At 57.5% G+C, this 17970-nt stretch carries 22 protein-coding genes; 21 read left to right on the forward strand and 1 reads right to left on the reverse strand.

The window, feature by feature from the left end:
- The first annotated feature begins 23 nt into the window (after positions 1-23).
- Complete coding sequence (rpsE, locus tag ACR0AJ_RS10745) at positions 24-593, forward strand: 30S ribosomal protein S5 (RefSeq protein ID WP_058283505.1); 570 nt, start codon at positions 24-26, stop codon at positions 591-593.
- Between the two features lie 12 nt (positions 594-605).
- Positions 606-794 carry a 50S ribosomal protein L30 gene (rpmD, locus tag ACR0AJ_RS10750; protein ID WP_008757946.1) on the forward strand — a complete coding sequence of 63 codons (189 nt, stop codon included), beginning with the start codon at positions 606-608 and terminating at the stop codon, positions 792-794.
- A gap of 102 nt (positions 795-896) precedes the next feature.
- On the opposite strand, the gene ACR0AJ_RS10755 is transcribed toward rpmD, so the two are convergent.
- Positions 897-1328 carry a MarR family winged helix-turn-helix transcriptional regulator gene (locus ACR0AJ_RS10755; RefSeq protein ID WP_170351675.1) on the reverse strand — a complete coding sequence of 144 codons (432 nt, stop codon included), beginning with the start codon at positions 1326-1328 and terminating at the stop codon, positions 897-899.
- A 77-nt stretch (positions 1329-1405) separates the two neighbouring features.
- Here ACR0AJ_RS10755 and ACR0AJ_RS10760 point away from each other — a divergent pair, with 77 nt between their 5' ends.
- The 19 genes from ACR0AJ_RS10760 to ACR0AJ_RS10850 all read left to right on the forward strand — a co-directional run bounded on the left by ACR0AJ_RS10760 (position 1406) and on the right by ACR0AJ_RS10850 (position 17934).
- Positions 1406-1774, forward strand: coding sequence for an antibiotic biosynthesis monooxygenase family protein (locus ACR0AJ_RS10760; protein ID WP_170351674.1), 369 nt, complete (start codon positions 1406-1408; stop codon positions 1772-1774).
- A gap of 21 nt (positions 1775-1795) precedes the next feature.
- A complete protein-coding gene (locus ACR0AJ_RS10765) occupies positions 1796-2254 on the forward strand; it encodes a hypothetical protein (protein ID WP_170351673.1) in 459 nt (152 codons plus the stop codon).
- A gap of 170 nt (positions 2255-2424) precedes the next feature.
- Positions 2425-2637 (forward strand): DUF1127 domain-containing protein, encoded by a 213-nt coding sequence (locus tag ACR0AJ_RS10770; protein WP_170351672.1) that lies wholly within the window; start codon positions 2425-2427, stop codon positions 2635-2637.
- Between the two features lie 178 nt (positions 2638-2815).
- Positions 2816-3676 carry a hypothetical protein gene (locus tag ACR0AJ_RS10775; RefSeq protein ID WP_254437437.1) on the forward strand — a complete coding sequence of 287 codons (861 nt, stop codon included), beginning with the start codon at positions 2816-2818 and terminating at the stop codon, positions 3674-3676.
- A 144-nt stretch (positions 3677-3820) separates the two neighbouring features.
- On the forward strand, positions 3821-4294 hold the full coding sequence (gene rplO / locus ACR0AJ_RS10780) for a 50S ribosomal protein L15 (protein WP_480648895.1): 474 nt from the start codon (positions 3821-3823) through the stop codon (positions 4292-4294).
- Positions 4295-4403: 109 nt separating this feature from the next.
- Complete coding sequence (gene secY / locus ACR0AJ_RS10785) at positions 4404-5768, forward strand: preprotein translocase subunit SecY (protein WP_058283501.1); 1365 nt, start codon at positions 4404-4406, stop codon at positions 5766-5768.
- Entirely contained in the window at positions 5765-6409 is a 645-nt protein-coding gene (locus tag ACR0AJ_RS10790; protein WP_170351670.1) for an adenylate kinase, read from the forward strand. Before secY ends, ACR0AJ_RS10790 begins: the two co-directional genes overlap by 4 nt.
- Positions 6410-6609: 200 nt before the next feature.
- On the forward strand, positions 6610-6978 hold the full coding sequence (rpsM, locus tag ACR0AJ_RS10795; protein ID WP_058272383.1) for a 30S ribosomal protein S13: 369 nt from the start codon (positions 6610-6612) through the stop codon (positions 6976-6978).
- A 15-nt stretch (positions 6979-6993) separates the two neighbouring features.
- On the forward strand, positions 6994-7383 hold the full coding sequence (gene rpsK / locus ACR0AJ_RS10800) for a 30S ribosomal protein S11 (protein ID WP_008757289.1): 390 nt from the start codon (positions 6994-6996) through the stop codon (positions 7381-7383).
- 115 nt (positions 7384-7498) lie between these two features.
- Positions 7499-8515, forward strand: a complete 1017-nt coding sequence (locus tag ACR0AJ_RS10805) for a DNA-directed RNA polymerase subunit alpha (RefSeq protein WP_058276312.1) — start codon at positions 7499-7501, stop codon at positions 8513-8515.
- Between the two features lie 129 nt (positions 8516-8644).
- Positions 8645-9067, forward strand: a complete 423-nt coding sequence (rplQ, locus tag ACR0AJ_RS10810) for a 50S ribosomal protein L17 (protein WP_170351669.1) — start codon at positions 8645-8647, stop codon at positions 9065-9067.
- A 141-nt stretch (positions 9068-9208) separates the two neighbouring features.
- Positions 9209-10552 carry a DUF3300 domain-containing protein gene (locus ACR0AJ_RS10815; protein ID WP_170351668.1) on the forward strand — a complete coding sequence of 448 codons (1344 nt, stop codon included), beginning with the start codon at positions 9209-9211 and terminating at the stop codon, positions 10550-10552.
- A 1-nt stretch (position 10553) separates the two neighbouring features.
- A complete protein-coding gene (locus tag ACR0AJ_RS10820; RefSeq protein WP_170351667.1) occupies positions 10554-11444 on the forward strand; it encodes a DUF2950 family protein in 891 nt (296 codons plus the stop codon).
- A 193-nt stretch (positions 11445-11637) separates the two neighbouring features.
- Positions 11638-12630 (forward strand): TauD/TfdA family dioxygenase, encoded by a 993-nt coding sequence (locus tag ACR0AJ_RS10825; RefSeq protein ID WP_254429609.1) that lies wholly within the window; start codon positions 11638-11640, stop codon positions 12628-12630.
- Positions 12631-12701: 71 nt separating this feature from the next.
- Positions 12702-14087 carry a trypsin-like peptidase domain-containing protein gene (locus tag ACR0AJ_RS10830; RefSeq protein WP_480740823.1) on the forward strand — a complete coding sequence of 462 codons (1386 nt, stop codon included), beginning with the start codon at positions 12702-12704 and terminating at the stop codon, positions 14085-14087.
- Between the two features lie 3 nt (positions 14088-14090).
- A complete protein-coding gene (locus tag ACR0AJ_RS10835) occupies positions 14091-15401 on the forward strand; it encodes a replication-associated recombination protein A (RefSeq protein WP_170553330.1) in 1311 nt (436 codons plus the stop codon).
- Between the two features lie 109 nt (positions 15402-15510).
- On the forward strand, positions 15511-16554 hold the full coding sequence (locus tag ACR0AJ_RS10840; RefSeq protein ID WP_480648891.1) for an RluA family pseudouridine synthase: 1044 nt from the start codon (positions 15511-15513) through the stop codon (positions 16552-16554).
- Positions 16551-17222 carry an HAD-IA family hydrolase gene (locus ACR0AJ_RS10845; RefSeq protein ID WP_170351663.1) on the forward strand — a complete coding sequence of 224 codons (672 nt, stop codon included), beginning with the start codon at positions 16551-16553 and terminating at the stop codon, positions 17220-17222. The genes ACR0AJ_RS10840 and ACR0AJ_RS10845 overlap by 4 nt, the downstream gene beginning before the upstream one ends.
- Before the next feature lie 4 nt (positions 17223-17226).
- Positions 17227-17934, forward strand: coding sequence for an ATP12 family chaperone protein (locus tag ACR0AJ_RS10850; RefSeq protein ID WP_480740824.1), 708 nt, complete (start codon positions 17227-17229; stop codon positions 17932-17934).
- Positions 17935-17970: the final 36 nt, after the last annotated feature.

Below are 17970 nucleotides of genomic sequence, written 5' to 3' on the forward strand. Positions count from 1 at the left end.
CATGTGAGAGAAGGGATGCCAAAATGGCAGAACGTGAAAACCGCCGGGGCCGTGGTCGTGACCGCGACGAAGCACCGGAATTCGCCGATCGTCTTGTTGCGATCAACCGTGTGTCGAAAACCGTAAAAGGTGGTAAGCGCTTTGGCTTCGCCGCTCTGGTGGTTGTCGGCGATCAGAAAGGCCGCGTCGGCTTTGGCAAAGGTAAAGCGAAAGAAGTACCTGAAGCCATCCGTAAGGCGACCGAGCAAGCCAAGCGTCAGATGATCCGCGTGCAACTGCGCGAAGGTCGGACCCTGCACCATGACATCGAAGGCCGTCACGGCGCCGGTAAAGTGGTAATGCGTACCGCACCTGAAGGTACTGGTATCATCGCCGGTGGTCCGATGCGTGCCGTGTTCGAAATGCTGGGCGTCAAGGACGTTGTGTCCAAGTCGCTGGGCTCGCAGAACCCGTACAACATGATCCGCGCCACCATCAACGGCCTGCAGAAAGAGCAGAGCCCGCGTTCGGTTGCACAGCGTCGTGGCAAAAAGGTTGCTGACATCCTGCCCAAGCGGGACGAAGCACCGGCTGCTGCTGAAGCAGAAGCATAAGGAGAGCGACCCATGGCAAAAACCATCGTCGTCAAGCAGATCGGTTCCCCGATCCGCCGCCCCGCTGAACAGCGCGCGACCCTGATCGGTCTGGGCCTGAACAAGATGCACAAGACCCGTGAGCTGGAGGATACTCCTTCGGTCCGCGGCATGGTCAACAAGATCCCGCATCTGGTTGAGATCATCGAAGAACGCGGCTAAGCGCGACATCTTCGAAAAGTTAGAAACGCCTCCGATATTTCGGGGGCGTTTTATCATTTAAGGGTTATGACGGTCTCTTAGTTTAATCGATATGGTGTCAGTTCAATCTGAACGCATTTTTTCTATTACACGGCGCATATAGTTCATGAAACGTGCCTGTTCAGTTTCACTTAACACCTGTAGGGCTTCGGCATTTACGCTTTGAGCAGACTCATAGGCGCTGTTTCGAATTGCTGTGGCCTTCTCAGTTAACCAAATCATTTGGGCTCTGGCGTCAGCGGGGTTCTTTGTTCTTTTGATCAAGCCGTCGCGTTCCATTCGGTTGAGCGTGTTCGCCAGGGTCGCTTGTTCGACATCAATTTTGCCCAGCAATTCTTTTTGCGTCACGCCGTCTTTGAGCCAAAGCTGCAGTAAAATCGGAAATTGCCCAACAACGATGCCCAAGGGCGCAATGCGCTGCTGCAATTCCTTCGCAAACAACCGCGCCATGTGATTGACCAGGTATCCGGCCGAGTTTTCTTTTTCAAAGTTCATGTTCAAGATTTACACTTGCATAGCAAGCTATGCAATAATATATAGCTTGCTATGGAGAAGAATTGAGAGGAATCGAAATGGCTCGTATTGAAGAGTTGGACAATATCGTCACGCTGGCAGATCAGATGCAGACCGAAGAAGGTCCGGTAGTGCTGATCAACCTGTTCACAGTGGACGCCAAAGACAAAGAGGCGCTGCTGAAGGCCTGGGCGCATGATGCAGATTTCATGAAATCTCAGCCAGGATATATTTCTACACAACTCCATCAGGGCATCGCTGGCAGTTCGACCTTTGTGAACTACGCGATCTGGCAGGACGTCCAAAGTTTCCGCGACGCATTTACCAATCCCGAATTTCAGCGACGGATCGCGGACTATCCAGATAGTGCTGTGGCGCGGCCACATCTTGTTCGAAAGCTCGCAGTTGAAAACCACTGCGTCGCCTGATGCGATAACCGGAGTAGCAACATGTTAAGAACCATCCACCCCATCGCCGGAGTATTAGGTTTTCTTACAATCCTCGTTTTCTGGACATCCACCTTGTACAGCGAGTTATTTGCAACCCATGCGACCGTCGCCGCGGTAAAATCCATGATCGTCAGCGGACTGTTTATTCTGGTGCCAGCAATGGTGATTGTCGGTGCATCCGGCATGTCTCTTGGGCGTCGCCGCAAAGATGTCCAGGCGCTCGCCAAGAAGAAACGGATGCCGATCATAGCGATGAACGGACTTCTCATCCTTGTTCCCGCCGCCATCTACCTTAGCGCAAAAGCAAACGCAGGATCATTCGACACCAGCTTTTATATTGTGCAAGTCGTTGAACTGATCGCTGGCGCCACCAATCTGACGTTGATGGGGCTTAGTATTCGGGATGGCCGGGCGATGACCGCCCGCAGAAGAAGTGCGCGAAAGCAGAGAAGCCAGTAAAGGTCCCAATTAAGCACAGCGCCCCGCATAGCTATTCAATGCACGCATAGCGGCTAGACCGAAATCTTCGTTGTTAGCGATACCGAACACTCCTATCTGAACCCTGTCCAAACAAGGAACACACAAGAAAACATCGGGGAATACGCCCCGATCAGGAAAGGAATTCAGATATGGCTTATACAGCAACAACCACTCACGGCATCACCGTTTTTGCTCGCATCGCTGACTTTGCAGCAAAGGTAAAAGAGGCTTACGCCCTGCGCGCAGAATTCAATCGCACCTATTCGGAACTACAAAGCCTGACCGACCGCGAACTGAACGATATCGGTGTGCGCCGCTGCGATATCAAAGACATCGCGCATGATCACGTTTACTGCTCGTAACACAGCAAACTGATCCACGAATTCAGGGGCGCCGTTTGGCGCCGCTTTTTTGTTTGAGAGTCTATCGCGTCACAGCGCTGAAGTTTTTTGACCGGGCGCATTGCGAGGACGCCGCATATAAGGCACACGCCAGAAAAGCGACTTTTATGCTCGGTTCAATTTGGCGGAAAGACTTAGTATGGCGCGTGAATATCAGATTGGAATGCTGTGGGTCGAAGGCCCCCTGAGTTTCCTGGAACAGCTCTGCATCAAGTCTTACCTGGACGCAGGACAAAGTGTGCGCCTCTATACTTATGACAACGTCACAAACATCCCCGATGGGGTCGAGCACCGCGATGCGCGTGAGGTACTGCCCGATTCCGAGTTTGTGACTCATGGCCGAACCGGAAGCCCGGCACCTCATTCGGACAAGTTCCGGTATCGACTGCTGGCGCAAGAAGCGGATTTGATCTGGGCAGATACCGATGCTTACTGTCTGAAGCCTTTCTCGACACCCAACGGCCATTACTATGGGCGGCTCGAAGGTGAGGTGGCCACAGGCGTGCTCGCTCTACCTCAGGATAGTGATACACTGGGCAAATTGATTGAGCTAACCAATGATCCTTATTTCATTCCGCCGTGGTTGCCTCCGAGGCACCGAAAGCCGCTGGAAGAATCGCTGCAGAACGGAGCGCCGGTAAACGTCCCTGAGGTGTTCTGGGGGGTGTGGGGGCCACGGGCGTTTACCTGGGCACTGAAGCAGACGGGTGAGATCAAATATGCGCTGCCCGAGCACGTTTTCTATCCGCTGAACTTCACGCGCCGCCGTGCCCTGGCCCGGCCGAATGCTAGAATCGACCACTACATGAAAGAGGATACGGTTTCGATCCATCTATACGGTCGACGGATGCGAGCGATCATGCGGACCAAATATGGCGGCAGACCCGATCCGAACAGTCTGGTGGGCAAACTGGTCGAGAAGCACGGTATCGACCCACTTGCAGCCCCCATCCGGCCGCATAAAGGGTCCGCTGAAAAGGCGGGTGGAGCCGAGGACTAGCGCGGTACGCTTCCGCGGGCTTGCCAAGAGAGGTCAACGGGCCTATACGCCTGCGGTGGCCTTGCGCCATACGAATCAAAACCAAGAAATGCCGTGGTTGGCCCATCACGCTTCGGGGGTCACATCCGGCTAAGGAGAAGCGATATGAAACTGCACGAATTGCGCGACAATCCTGGCGCCACACCGAAACGCACCCGCGTTGGCCGTGGTCCCGGTTCCGGCAAAGGTAAAATGGGTGGCCGTGGTATCAAAGGCCAGAAATCCCGTTCGGGTGTGGCCATCAATGGCTATGAAGGCGGCCAGATGCCGTTGTACCAGCGCCTGCCCAAGCGTGGCTTCAACAAGCCGAACCGCAAGGAATTCGCCGTTGTCAACCTGGGTTTGATCCAGAAATTCGTCGACGCCGGCAAGCTGGACGCCAAAGCTGCGATCACCGAGGACGCGCTGGTTGCGTCCGGTCTGGTGCGTCGCAAGCTGGACGGCATCCGCGTTCTGGCCAAGGGCGAAATCAGCGCCAAGCTGAACCTGGAAGTCACCGGTGCTTCGAAAGCTGCCGTTGAGGCAGTCGAAAAAGCGGGCGGTTCACTGACGGTCACAAAAGCTGCTGCGGCAGAGTAAGCGCTTGTGAGCGGGCAAAGACCCGCTTACATAGTCCTCAGAGTTTTCCCAGACGCCGCCCGAGCCGGAAAACGGTTCCGGGCGGTGTTTTCATAAGAGAGACCGATTTATGGTATCAGCAGCAGAACAAATGGCAGCCAACACAAGCTGGTCTGCCCTGGGCAAAGCCACCGATCTGCGCAACCGCATCCTGTTTACGCTGGGTTTGTTGATCGTTTATCGCCTGGGCACCTTTATTCCGGTGCCGGGGATCGACGGGCAGGCCCTGCGCGAATTCATGGAGCAGGCGGGGCAGGGCATCGGCGGCATGGTTTCGATGTTTACTGGCGGGGCGCTGGGACGGATGGGTATCTTTGCCCTCGGCATCATGCCCTACATTTCAGCCTCGATCATTGTGCAGCTGCTGACATCTATGGTTCCCGCGCTTGAACAGCTCAAGAAAGAGGGCGAGCAGGGACGCAAGAAAATCAACCAGTATACCCGTTTCGGCACCGTGGCTCTGGCCACCGTTCAGGCCTATGGTCTGGCCGTATCGCTGGAATCGGGTGATCTGGCGACCGATCCGGGCATGTTCTTCCGTATGTCGACCATGATTACACTGGTTGGCGGCACCATGTTCCTGATGTGGCTGGGTGAGCAGATTACCGCACGTGGCATCGGTAACGGTATCTCTCTGATCATCTTCGTCGGCATCATTGCCGAGGTTCCGGCCGCATTGGCGCAGTTCTTTGCCAGCGGACGCAGCGGTGCAATCAGCCCTGCAGTGATCGTGGGTGTGATCGTGATGGTTATCGCCGTGATTACCTTTGTGGTGTTCATGGAGCGGGCCTTGCGCAAGATCCACATCCAATATCCGCGCCGTCAGGCCGGTATGAAGATCTATGAAGGTGGTTCCAGCCACCTGCCGGTCAAAGTGAACCCGGCGGGCGTTATCCCGGCGATCTTTGCAAGCTCGCTGCTTCTGTTGCCCGTGACGATCTCGACCTTCTCGTCGGGTGCGACCAACGGGCCGGTGATGTCGTGGCTGCTAGCCAACTTTGGCCCCGGACAGCCGTTGTACCTGCTGTTCTTCGCCTCGATGATCGTGTTCTTTGCCTATTTCTATACGTTCAACGTGTCGTTCAAACCGGACGATGTGGCGGACAACCTGAAAAAGCAGAACGGTTTTGTGCCGGGTATCCGTCCGGGCAAGAAAACCGCCGAGTATCTGGAATACGTTGTCAACCGCGTGCTCGTTCTGGGTTCGGCCTATCTGGCGGCGGTCTGTCTGCTACCTGAAATCCTTCGGGGCCAGTTTGCCATCCCGTTCTATTTCGGAGGCACCTCGGTTCTGATTATCGTCTCTGTGACCATGGACACGATCCAACAGGTTCAGAGCCACCTGCTTGCGCACCAATACGAAGGGCTGATTGAAAAGTCCCAACTGCGCGGCAAAGGTAAGAAACGCGGCAGGAAGGGACCCTCTCGTCGATGAACATCATTCTTCTTGGGCCCCCGGGGGCCGGTAAAGGGACGCAGGCGCGCCACCTGGTCGAAACACGCGGCATGGTTCAGTTAAGCACTGGCGACATGCTGCGCGAGGCCAAGACCTCGGGCACCGAGATGGGGCAGAAGGTTGCGGCGATCATGGATGCGGGCAAGCTGGTCACCGATGAGATCGTGATCGGCCTGATCGAAGAGAAGCTGACCACCGAAACAGGCGCCGGTTTCATCTTTGACGGCTTCCCCCGTACGCTAGCGCAGGCCGATGCACTGGCGGCGTTGCTGACCAAGCTGGGTCAGTCGTTGCACACAGTGATCGAAATGCGCGTCGATGATGATGCGTTGGTGGGCCGTATTACGGCGCGTTCGACCTGCGGCGGGTGTGGTGAGGTTTATAACGACATCACCAAACCGATTCCGGCAGACGGCAAGTGCACCAATTGCGGTAAGGAAAATGACTTCCAGCGTCGTGCAGATGACAACGAAGACAGCCTGCGTACGCGTCTGATGGAATATTACAAGAAGACCTCGCCGCTGATCGGCTATTACTACGCCAAGGGCGATCTGCGCCCCGTGAACGGACTGGCGGATATCAAGGAAGTCACCGCGTCGATTGAGGCGATCCTTGGCTGATATCAATATGGGCTTGACGGCGTTGCCAAAAGCCCATATCGACCCCCATCCCTAAAGGGAATCAAGACCGCATGCGGGATTCGTCCCAATTGCCCCGACCACCTCGAATAATGCTGAACCCTCTGGCCTCACTGCCACGGTAAAGCGTTGTGAAAAAAGGTTCTGGAGTTACGGAACCGCAACGAAAAGGAAAGTGACACGTGGCACGTATTGCCGGCGTAAACATCCCGACTGCAAAGCGGGTACCTATCGCCCTCACATATATCACCGGTATCGGAAACACCTCGGCCAAAGCGATCTGCGAAGCCGTAGGTATCGACGCGACCCGTCGCGTTAACGAACTGTCCGACGCCGAAGTTCTGGCCATCCGCGAGCACATCGACGCCAACTTCACCGTCGAAGGTGACCTGCGCCGTGAAGTTCAGATGAACGTCAAACGCTTGATGGACCTGGGCTGCTATCGCGGTCTGCGTCACCGCCGCAACCTGCCGGTTCGCGGTCAGCGTACCCACACCAATGCTCGTACCCGCAAAGGCCCTGCAAAGGCCATCGCTGGTAAGAAGAAATAAGGGAGGGTCTGACTGATGGCACGTGATAAGACTCGCGTTAAGCGCAAAGAGCGTAAGAACATCGCATCGGGCGTCGCCCATGTGAATTCGACCTTCAACAACACCAAGATCCTGATCTCGGACGTACAGGGCAACGCCATCTCGTGGTCGTCTGCCGGTACTATGGGCTTCAAGGGATCGCGGAAATCGACACCCTACGCCGCTCAGATGGCTGCAGAAGACGCAGGCAAGAAGGCGCAGGAACATGGCGTCAAGACGCTGGAAGTCGAAGTTCAGGGCCCCGGTTCGGGTCGTGAATCGGCTCTGCGCGCGCTGGCTGCTGTGGGCTTCAACATCACGTCGATCCGTGACGTGACTCCGATCGCTCACAACGGCTGCCGTCCGCCGAAGCGTCGTCGCGTCTAAGCGATTTTGAATTGAGCTGGGGCTGTGTTTTTTGCACGGCCCCAGCACGTCATTTTGAACCTCGGGCGTCTGCACCTTGTTGGTCATGGGGCGCGGACAGGAATGGAGGGATTACATGATCCATAAGAATTGGGCTGAATTGATCAAGCCGACCCAGCTGGAAGGCAAGCCGGGCAACGATCCTGCACGTCAGGCGACTCTGGTTGCCGAGCCTCTGGAGCGTGGCTTTGGTCTGACTTTGGGCAACGCGCTGCGCCGCGTTCTGATGAGCTCGCTGCAAGGCGCGGCCATCACCAGCGTCCAGATCGACAACGTCCTGCACGAGTTCTCCTCGGTCGCAGGCGTTCGTGAAGACGTCACCGACATCATCCTGAACCTCAAGCAGGTTGCCCTGCGCATGGAAGTCGAAGGCCCCAAGCGTCTGTCGATCAATGCGAAAGGCCCCGCAGTTGTCACTGCCGGCGACATCAGCGAAAGCGCTGGTATCGAGGTTCTGAACCGCGATCACGTCATCTGCCACCTGGACGATGGCGCTGACCTGTTCATGGAACTGACCGTCAACACCGGCAAAGGCTACGTCTCGGCTGAAAAGAACAAGCCAGAAGACGCACCTATCGGCCTGATCCCGATCGATGCGATCTATTCGCCGGTCAAAAAGGTTGCCTATGACGTTCAGCCGACCCGTGAAGGTCAGGTTCTGGACTATGACAAGCTGACCCTGAAGATCGAAACCGATGGCTCGATCACACCGGAAGACGCGCTGGCCTTTGCCGCTCGTATCCTGCAGGACCAGCTGTCGATCTTCGTCAACTTCGACGAGCCGGAATCGGCTGGCCGCCAGGACGAGGACGATGGTCTGGAGTTCAACCCGCTGCTGCTGAAGAAAGTGGACGAGCTGGAACTGTCTGTCCGTTCGGCAAACTGCCTGAAGAACGACAACATCGTTTACATCGGCGACCTGATCCAGAAGACCGAAGCCGAGATGCTGCGCACCCCGAACTTCGGCCGCAAGTCGCTGAACGAGATCAAAGAAGTGCTGTCCGGCATGGGTCTGCACCTCGGCATGGATGTCGAGGACTGGCCGCCCGACAACATCGAAGATCTGGCGAAGAAATTCGAAGACGCGTTCTAAACGCGTCTTCTCCAATGCCCGGCCCGAAAATGGGTTGCCGGGGACAACAAGGGCACTTCCGCCCCAAGGAGAGCCGGTGACACGCATCGCCGGCCAGACAAAGCAAAACGCGAAAGAAGGAACTAGAAAATGCGTCACGCACGTGGTTACCGCCGCCTGAACCGTACACATGAGCACCGTAAGGCGCTGTTTGCGAACATGGCTGGCTCGCTCATCGAGCATGAGCAGATCAAAACGACTCTGCCGAAGGCAAAAGAACTGCGCCCGATCGTTGAAAAACTGATCACCCTGGGCAAGCGCGGAGACCTGCACGCCCGCCGCCAGGCCGCATCGCAGCTGAAAGAAGACCAATACGTCGCAAAGCTGTTCGAAGTTCTGGGCCCCCGCTATGCCGAGCGTCAGGGCGGTTATGTCCGCATTCTGAAAGCTGGCTTCCGCTATGGCGATATGGCCCCGATGGCGATCATCGAATTCGTGGATCGCGACGTCGACGCCAAAGGCGCGGCCGACAAGGCCCGCGTTGCCGCCGAAGAGGCTGCAGACGAAGAATAAGAAAGCCCGGCTTTCTGAATTCTGACCCCCGTGTCTCCGGACGCGGGGGTTTTTGATTCCGCGGACCAAGCGGCCAACTGGTCCTCCTGTTGCCAGAATCGCAATCTTGGGTGATCCTTTAAGAAATTAAAGGATCGCAATATGTTTAGGTATCTGATTTTTATGCTCGGTATTGGCGCATCAACCGCGCTTTATGCTCAGGAAACATCCAATGATCCCGCGGCCGAAGAAACGTCAACTGATCAATCTGATCTGTTGACAGATGCCGAGCTGCAAACATTGGTTGCACCGGTCGCTCTTTATCCAGACACGTTGCTTATCCAGATATTTGTCGCCGCTACCCAGCCGTTGGAAATTGTAAAGGCCGAGCGTTTCTTGCTGGACAACGCCGACCGTGACCCCGCTGAGTTGGAGCCGGAAATCGATGCCATGGGCTGGGATCCTTCGGTCAGTGTTCTTGCAACGGCGTTTCCCGAAGTTGTCGGGCAGATGGCCACTCATATTGACTGGACCGAAACCATGGGTACCGCGATGCTGGCCCAGTCCGACGATGTGATGGACGCTGTTCAGGTGATGCGGGACCAGGCGATCGACAGTGGCGCATTAGTTTCAGGCCCTGAACAAACAGTTGAAGTGGCCGAAGACGAAACAGTAGTCATCACGCCCACAAACACCGAGACGGTATATGTGCCGCAATACAACCCCGAAACAGTTTATACCGGTCCATCGACAGGGGATGTGGTTGGTGCGGCGTTACTGACCTTTGGAACGGTCGCACTAATTGACGAAATTTTTGACGACGATGATGATTGGTACGACTATTGGGGCTGTCGGAATTGTGGCGGATGGAATGGTCAACCCATCATCAGGAACCCCGATATCGACATTGATGTCGACCGCAACGTCAATATCGACAGGGACATTGATCTTGGGGACCGGACGGACATCGGATGGCAACCCGATCCTGACCGCAAAAAACAGGCACAGGATAAAATCTCGAACCACAAAAGGCCCGAAAGTGGCCGTGGCGATCTGCCAGTGAACCGTCCCGAAGGACGCACAGATGAGTTGCGCGCGAAACTGAGCCGCGAATCTGGTGCTGCCGATATTAGTCGGGATGGCGCTTCGCGTGAGCGGGCAGCAGCGGTTGCCGCCGGAGCGGGCGCAGGAGCCGTCGCTGGCGGTGCGCTTGCCAACCGGGACAGTGGAAAGAAAGACCTGCCACAGGTGAACCGGGGCAATGTCGACCGGGATAAGGCCGCAGCCAAGCAGCAAGCCGTCGAGCGTACCAAGCAAAGACCGGAGACTGCGAAAAAGCCTGTCCAACAAAGACCCCAAGCTGCCAAGAAGCCTCAGGCCAAGAAAGCGGCTCAGCGCAAGCCACAGGCCTCCAAGGGGCAGGCGATGAAGAAAAAGGCGTCAGGGAAAAGAACCCACAGCGCGTCCAATCGCGGCCATGCCGCCAAAGGCAAGCGGAGACGGTAAGATGCGTAATTCGGTGTTTTCCATTATTTTTCTTACCGCAACTGCGGGTGCGGCAGTTTCAGATGGGGTTCGGTTCGACACGCCGCAAACTGCCCTTGATGCCTTTGTTGATGCCCTGAGGGCGGATGACCAAGGCAAGTTGCTGGAGATTTTTGGGCCCGAGGCGGAAGACCTGATCGGGACAGGTGATCCTGTCGAGGATCAGGAAAGGCGGCAGGAAGTACTTGCCATGTACGCCGAGGGTTACCGATTTCAGCCCGACGAGGACGGCGTCGTTCTTTTGTTGGGCGAAGACAGCTGGCCATTCCCGATCCCCATTTCACGAGGCGAAGACGGCTGGCAATTCGATCTCGAAGCCGGCATCGAGGAACTTTCGGCGCGCGAGATTGGCTTGAACGAACTGGACGTGATCGAACTGCTTGAGGCTTACGTCGATCTTCAGGCTGCGTTCAGGCTGGTCGATCACAATGGTGATGGCGTTATGGAATTTGCTCAGACGATTATTGCGGATCCAGGCGTCAGAAACGGGTTGTTCTGGCCCGAAGAAGACAGCTTTGTCGGTGCAGCACTGGCCCGCGCTGCCGCTTCGGGTTGGAGTGATGGCGAGGTTGATTACGAGGCCGAGCCCTTCCTAGGGTATTACTATACTATCCTACAAGAGCAGGGTCCAAATGCACCGGGTGGCGCTTATTCCTATTTTGTCGGTGATAGGTTTGTCGCCGGGCACGCCCTGTTGGCAGTTCCAGCCGAATATGGTGAAACCGGTATCCATTCATTCCTTGTGGGCGAAAACGGAATTGTTTTCGAGGCGGATTTTGGCCCCGAAACACTGGAAATAACTGCGGATTTTACGTCCTACGATCCCGGTCAGGATTGGTCGCCGATTGAATGATGCGTGCGCCACCTGTTTGCAGGCGGACAGTACAGGTCTATCGTCTAACTAACGTCATTTCCGGCGATTTACGGCAATGAAAAACCATCTTTCCCGCGTTATCCTGAAAAATATGTGTGGAGTACAGATGATGACGGAAATATCCGAGATCCCCAGTGAATTCACAGGACCTTCCGCTTGGACCGGACAACAGATGAGCGCTCGCGAGCATGAATGGATTGTCGACCTTTCGCCCGAGGACATCGCCGATCTTGAACAAGCTGCCCGTCACTATCTGAGCTTGGGGCGCGACATCGGGGAAATTTCAAAAGCGGATTTTCCGTTACAACGGTTTGACGGCCATCTGCAACATCTGCGCGACAAATTGATCAATGGGATCGGATTTGAGGTAGTCCGGGGCCTTCCGGTGCAATCGTACACGCAAGAGATGGCAGCGGCTATTTTCTGCGGGGCGGGGGCACATCTGGGGTCTGCCCGCTCACAGAACGCTCAGGGCCACATTCTAGGGCATGTCCGTGACATTGGCGCGGATGCCAATGACCCGAACACGCGGATTTACCAGACCCACGAGCGGCAGACCTTTCACACGGACAGCGCCGATATCGTCGGGCTGCTATGTTTGCGTGACGCCAAAGAGGGCGGGGATTCACTGTTGGTCAGTGCCGAAACCATCTATAATCGAATGCGTGCCGAGTGCCCCGACCTGCTGCAGCGTTTGTTCGACCCCATCGCGACCGATCGCCGGGGCGAAGTGCCGGAAGGCATGCAACCATTCATGACGATCCCTCCATTTTGCTGGCACGACGGCAAGCTCACCGTGTTCTACCAGCGCCAGTATATCGATAGCGCGCAAAGGTTTCCTGATGCCATGCGCCTGACACCCGACCATGTCGCGGCGTTGGACAGGTTTGATGCGTTAGCAAATGATCCAGAAATGTACCTGACCATGCGGCTGCAACCCGGAGACATGCAGTTCGTTTATAATCATTCTCAGCTGCATGACCGGACAGGGTTCACCGACTGGCCGAACCCGGACGAGCGGCGTCATCTGTTCCGACTTTGGTTATCCCCCGAGGGAGACCGCGAATTGCCTGAGGTGTTCAAGCAGCGCTACGGAACCATTGATGTTGGCAATCGCGGCGGGATCATTACCAAGGGTACGCGGTTGAACGCTCCTCTTAACTGACTGTCACCGGAAGCTTGCATTACGTTTCGCGCGGGCGCATATCCAACGCAACTCTGCAAGTTGAGGTCTATATGTTCCGCGCGACACTTATCGCTCTTTCCTTCGCATGCGCCTCGGTAGCCACTGCGGACACCCGCGTGCCGCAATCACAAGCCGAGATATCGTTGGGTTTCGCCCCGGTGGTCAAAGAGGCCTCACCGGCGGTCGTCAACATCTATGCTAAGATCGTGCGGCAGGGGCGGGCCAACCCGTTTTTCTCGGACCCGTTCTTTCGGGATTTCTTTGGCGGCGGCACGGCCGAGCCGCGCCCGCGAGTGCAGAACTCGCTGGGGTCCGGCGTAATCCTTTCGCAGGATGGTTACGTCGTTTCGAACTACCATGTGGTTGGTACTGCCACGGAAATTCGCGTGGTGACGACGGATCGGCGGGAGTATTCGGCCCAGGTGGTACTGGGTGACAAGGAAAGCGATATCGCCATTTTGCGCCTGCAAGAGGCTGACGATCTGCCGTTCCTGGAACTGCGCGACTCCGATCAAGTCGCGGTGGGGGAACTGGCGCTGGCCATCGGCAACCCGTTCGGGGTGGGACAGACCGTGTCGTCGGGCATCATCTCAGGGCTGGCCCGGACCGGGGCTGCGACCGGCAACGCGCGCGGTTATTTCATCCAGACGGATGCGGCGATCAATCCGGGAAACTCGGGTGGGGCGCTGATTGACGTGAACGGGGATCTGATCGGGATAAATACGGCCATTCTGACCCGCTCGGGCGGATCAAACGGCATTGGATTTGCGATCCCGGCCAATTTAGTGGCCGAGTTCCTGCGGCAAGCGCAGGAGGGTAATGACCATTTCGTCAGCCCTTGGGCGGGAATGGCAGGTCAGCATATGAGCGCTGATATCGCCGAGTCGCTGGGTCTGGTGATCCCGTTGGGCGTGGTAATCTCAGACCTGCACCCCCTTAGCCCGCTTGCCGATGCAGGGCTGCGCGTCGGTGACGTGGTGACCCACGTAGACGGGGATGAAGTGAACTCTCCGGCCGAGATGAAGTTCCGCATGTCGGTGGCGGGTGTCGGCGGCACATCGGTTTTGACCCGGTTGCGCGGCGAGGAAAGCTCGGATCTGGAAGTAGCCCTTGTCCGGGCACCTGAGACCCCGTCAGCCGACGAGACCACGCTGGATGACCAGACAGTCATGCCTGGGTTGACGGTCTCACGCGTTAATCCGGCGGTCATCACGCGGCTGGGGCTGGTGCTGTCGCAAACCGGCGTTGTTGTGGTGGACGCAGACCGATACGGAGGGCGGTCTGGGCTGCGTGTGGGTGATGTGGTTAATGGCATCAACGGCGCGCAGATCGACCACCCGCAAGACATAGTCGATGCGCTGACCGATCCGGGGCGCAGGTTGAATTTTGACATCCTGCGCGGTGGCCGTTCGGTTTCCCTGCGGTTCCGGTTGTAACGCGTGAGCGATCTGTTCGACACCGGGGCCGCCGCGCCCGCACCGCCTGCGCATCGGCCGCTGGCGGATCGGTTGCGGCCGCAAGCGCTGGCTGAGGTAATCGGGCAGGCTCAGGTCTTGGGTCCGGAGGCACCGCTGGGGGTCATGCTGGCTTCGGGCAGCTTGTCCAGTCTGGTGTTCTGGGGGCCGCCGGGGGTGGGAAAAACAACCATCGCGCGGCTGCTGGCGCAGGAAACCGATCTGCATTTCGTTCAGATCAGCGCAATTTTCACTGGCGTGCCGGACCTCAAAAAAGTGTTCGAAGCCGCCAAGATCCGCCGCCAGAACGGGCAGGGCACGCTGCTGTTCGTGGATGAGATCCACCGTTTCAACAAAGCCCAGCAGGACGGGTTCCTGCCCCATATGGAGGATGGGACGATCCTGCTGGTTGGGGCCACGACCGAAAACCCGTCCTTTGAGCTGAACGCGGCTGTGCTCAGCCGGGCGCAAGTGCTGGTGCTGGAACGGCTCAGCCTGACCGATCTGGAACGGTTGACCCAAAGGGCCGAGAAAGAGCTGGACCGCGCATTGCCGCTGACCGGGCCTGCCCGTGAGGCGTTGCAGGAAATGGCCGATGGTGACGGGCGTGCGCTGTTGAACCTGATCGAGCAGATCGCGGCGTGGAAGGTCGATGCGCCGCTGGACCCGGATGCGCTGTCGACCCGGTTGATGCGGCGTGCAGCAAAATACGACAAATCGGGGGATGAGCATTACAACCTGATCTCAGCCTTGCACAAATCGGTCCGCGGGTCAGATCCGGACGCTGCCCTTTATTGGTTCGCGCGGATGCTGACGGGGGGCGAAGACCCGCGATATTTGGCGCGGCGGATCACCCGGATGGCGGTTGAGGATATCGGTCTGGCCGACCCGCAGGCACAGGCGATCTGCGTGCAGTCATGGCAGACCTATGAACGGCTGGGCAGTCCCGAGGGGGAACTGGCCTTGGCACAGGCGCTGGTCTACCTGGCCCTGGCCCCCAAATCGAACGGCGCTTACGTCGGTTACAAGGCGGCGATGCGGCTGGCCAAGCAATCGGGCAGCGAACCACCTCCCAAGCATATCCTGAATGCGCCGACCTCGTTGATGAAGGATCAGGGCTATGGCGCGGGCTATGCCTATGACCACGATGCCGAAGATGGCTTTTCGGGTCAGAACTATTTCCCTGACGGTATGGACCGGCCTGAACTGTATCAGCCGGTCGAACGTGGGTTCGAACGCGAGTTGAAAAAGCGGCTGGATTATTTTGCCAAGCTGCGGGCCCAGCGCAACGGGTAAGGTCGGCTTGACTCTTGCGGTGCAGCAGGCCACAGACGCGCATGTTTTCTAGGACACGTACAGACAGGCTTAGCGCGCGGACACGTCGCGCGACGCAGGGGATATCGGCATGAGCGGCGTACAGATGATCACCGTGGCAGAAGGTGACGGCGACCAGCGGTTGGACCGGTGGCTGCGCCGCCTGTTTCCCCATGTCAGCCAGGGGCGCATCGAAAAGATGTGCCGCAAGGGCGAGCTGCGGGTTGAAGGCGGGCGGGTGAAAGGCTCGACCCGGCTTGAGGCTGGTCAGGTCGTTCGTGTACCGCCTTTGCCCGATGCCGATCACAAACCTGCCGAGGTCAAACATCGTATTTCGGACGCCGACGCCAAGATGATCCAGTCCTGCGTCATCTATCGCGATGATGACGTTCTGGCGCTGAACAAACCCCAAGGCCTGCCGGTGCAGGGCGGCAGTGGCCAGACGCGCCACGTTGACAGCCTGTCCGAGGCGCTGCGGTTTGGATATGACGAGAGCCCCCGCCTTGTGCATCGGCTGGACAAAGACACCTCGGGCGTATTGCTGATGGCGCGCACGCGCGAGGCGGCCAAAGGGCTGACTACCGCCTTCCGTCACCGCGATACGCGCAAGATTTATTGGGCGCTGGTCGCCGGGGTGCCGACGCCCTATCTGGGTGAGATCAAGACCGGGCTGGTCAAAGCCGCAGGCCACGGCAAGCACGGTGAGGGTGAAAAGATGATCCCCGTGCATCTGAACGAAATCAATGACACGCCGGGCGCGAAAAGGGCGCACACGCTCTATGCCACGCTTTACCGGGTGGCTGGGCGCGCTGCATGGGTGGCGATGGAGCCGATCACGGGCCGCACGCATCAGCTGCGCGCGCATATGGCCGCAATTGGGCATCCCATCATCGGCGATGGCAAATACGGCGGCTCAGGTCAGGAAAACCTTGGTGACGGGTGGGGCGCGCAACTGGGCGGTATCATCAGCAAGAAATTGCATCTGCACGCACGGCAGGCTTCGTTCCAGCATCCCACCACGCGCAAGACCATCACCATTACTGCGCCATTGCCGGATCACATGAAACACAGCTGGGACACCTTTGGTTGGACCGAGGATCTGGCCGCCGATGATCCCTTCGAGGAACTGCAATGAGCGCACCGCTGCGTTTGGTGCTGTTCGATGTGGATGGCACCCTTGTCGATAGCCAGGGCAGCATCGTCGCGGCGATGACCGCCAGTTTTCGGGCGCTGTCCCTACCGGTGCCTGACCGCAACGCAATTCTGTCCATTGTTGGTTTGTCCCTGCCCAACGCGATGGCACAACTGGCGCCAGAACATTCGGACAGTGATCAGCAGTGCCTGGTCGAGGGGTATAAACAAGCCTATCACGCGCACCGTCTTGAAAATGGCGCTGCAAGCTCTCCTCTCTATCCTGGCGCGCGGGATGCCATTGAGGCGCTGCACGCAGTGCCTGAAATATTGTTGGGCGTGGCCACCGGTAAGTCCCAGCGCGGGCTGGACGCACTGATCGAGGCGCATGGGCTGGAGCGGTATTTCGTGACCCGGCAGGTTGCGGATCACCACCCGTCGAAACCGCACCCTTCGATGATCGACACCGCGCGCAGTGAAACCGGGGTGGACGCGGCCAACACGGTCATGATTGGCGACACAAGATTCGACATGGACATGGCCCGCGCCGCCGGGGTGACGGGCATCGGTGTCAGTTGGGGCTATCACGACCGGTCCGCTCTGGACGGTGCGACCTGTGTAATTGAAACCTTTGACCAGCTGCCGCAAGCGCTGGACGATATCTGGACCTGACAACATGAGTGATTGGAAACCCAAGCGATTTTGGACCGAAAGTGCCGTGGTCGATACCGAAGGGGGATTCACTGTCGAATTGGACGGACGGCGGGTGAAAACTCCGGCTAAGGCAGCCTTGATCCTGCCCACACATGCTATGGCCGAACAGGTTGCCGCTGAATGGGACGCGCAGGAAAAAGAGATCGACCCGCGAGTCATGCCATTCACACGGTCGGCCAACGCTGCCATCGACAAGGTCCACCATCAACACGCCGAGGTTGCGGACATGTTGGCCGATTATGGGGATTCGGATTTGCTGTGCTACCGCGCGGCGCACCCGCAAGAGTTGCAAAAACGTCAGGCCGAGCAATGGGACCCGGCCCTGGACTGGGCGGCCGAGGTGCTATCTGCGCGGCTGTTGCCCGTGGCTGGTGTGTTGCATCAGCCGCAATCGGAAACAGCTTTGAACACCCTAAAGCTGCGTGTTCATCAGCTTAACGATTTTCAACTGGCCGCATTCCATGATCTTGTCAGCTTGTCAGGCTCGCTTGTCCTTGGTTTTGCGACTGCTCTGAACTGGCGCAATGTTGAAGAAATCTGGCAAATGTCCAGGCTGGATGAAATTTGGCAGATTGAGCAATGGGGCCACGACGATGAGGCATTTGACGTAGCGGAAACCAAAAAGGCGGCCTTTTTGCACGCAAAAAGATTTTTTGACCTCTCGATTTGATCCCTTACAGCCTGATTTTCCAACGTGGAACGAGTC

This window comes from Ruegeria sp. CJ9, assembly GCF_056536625.1.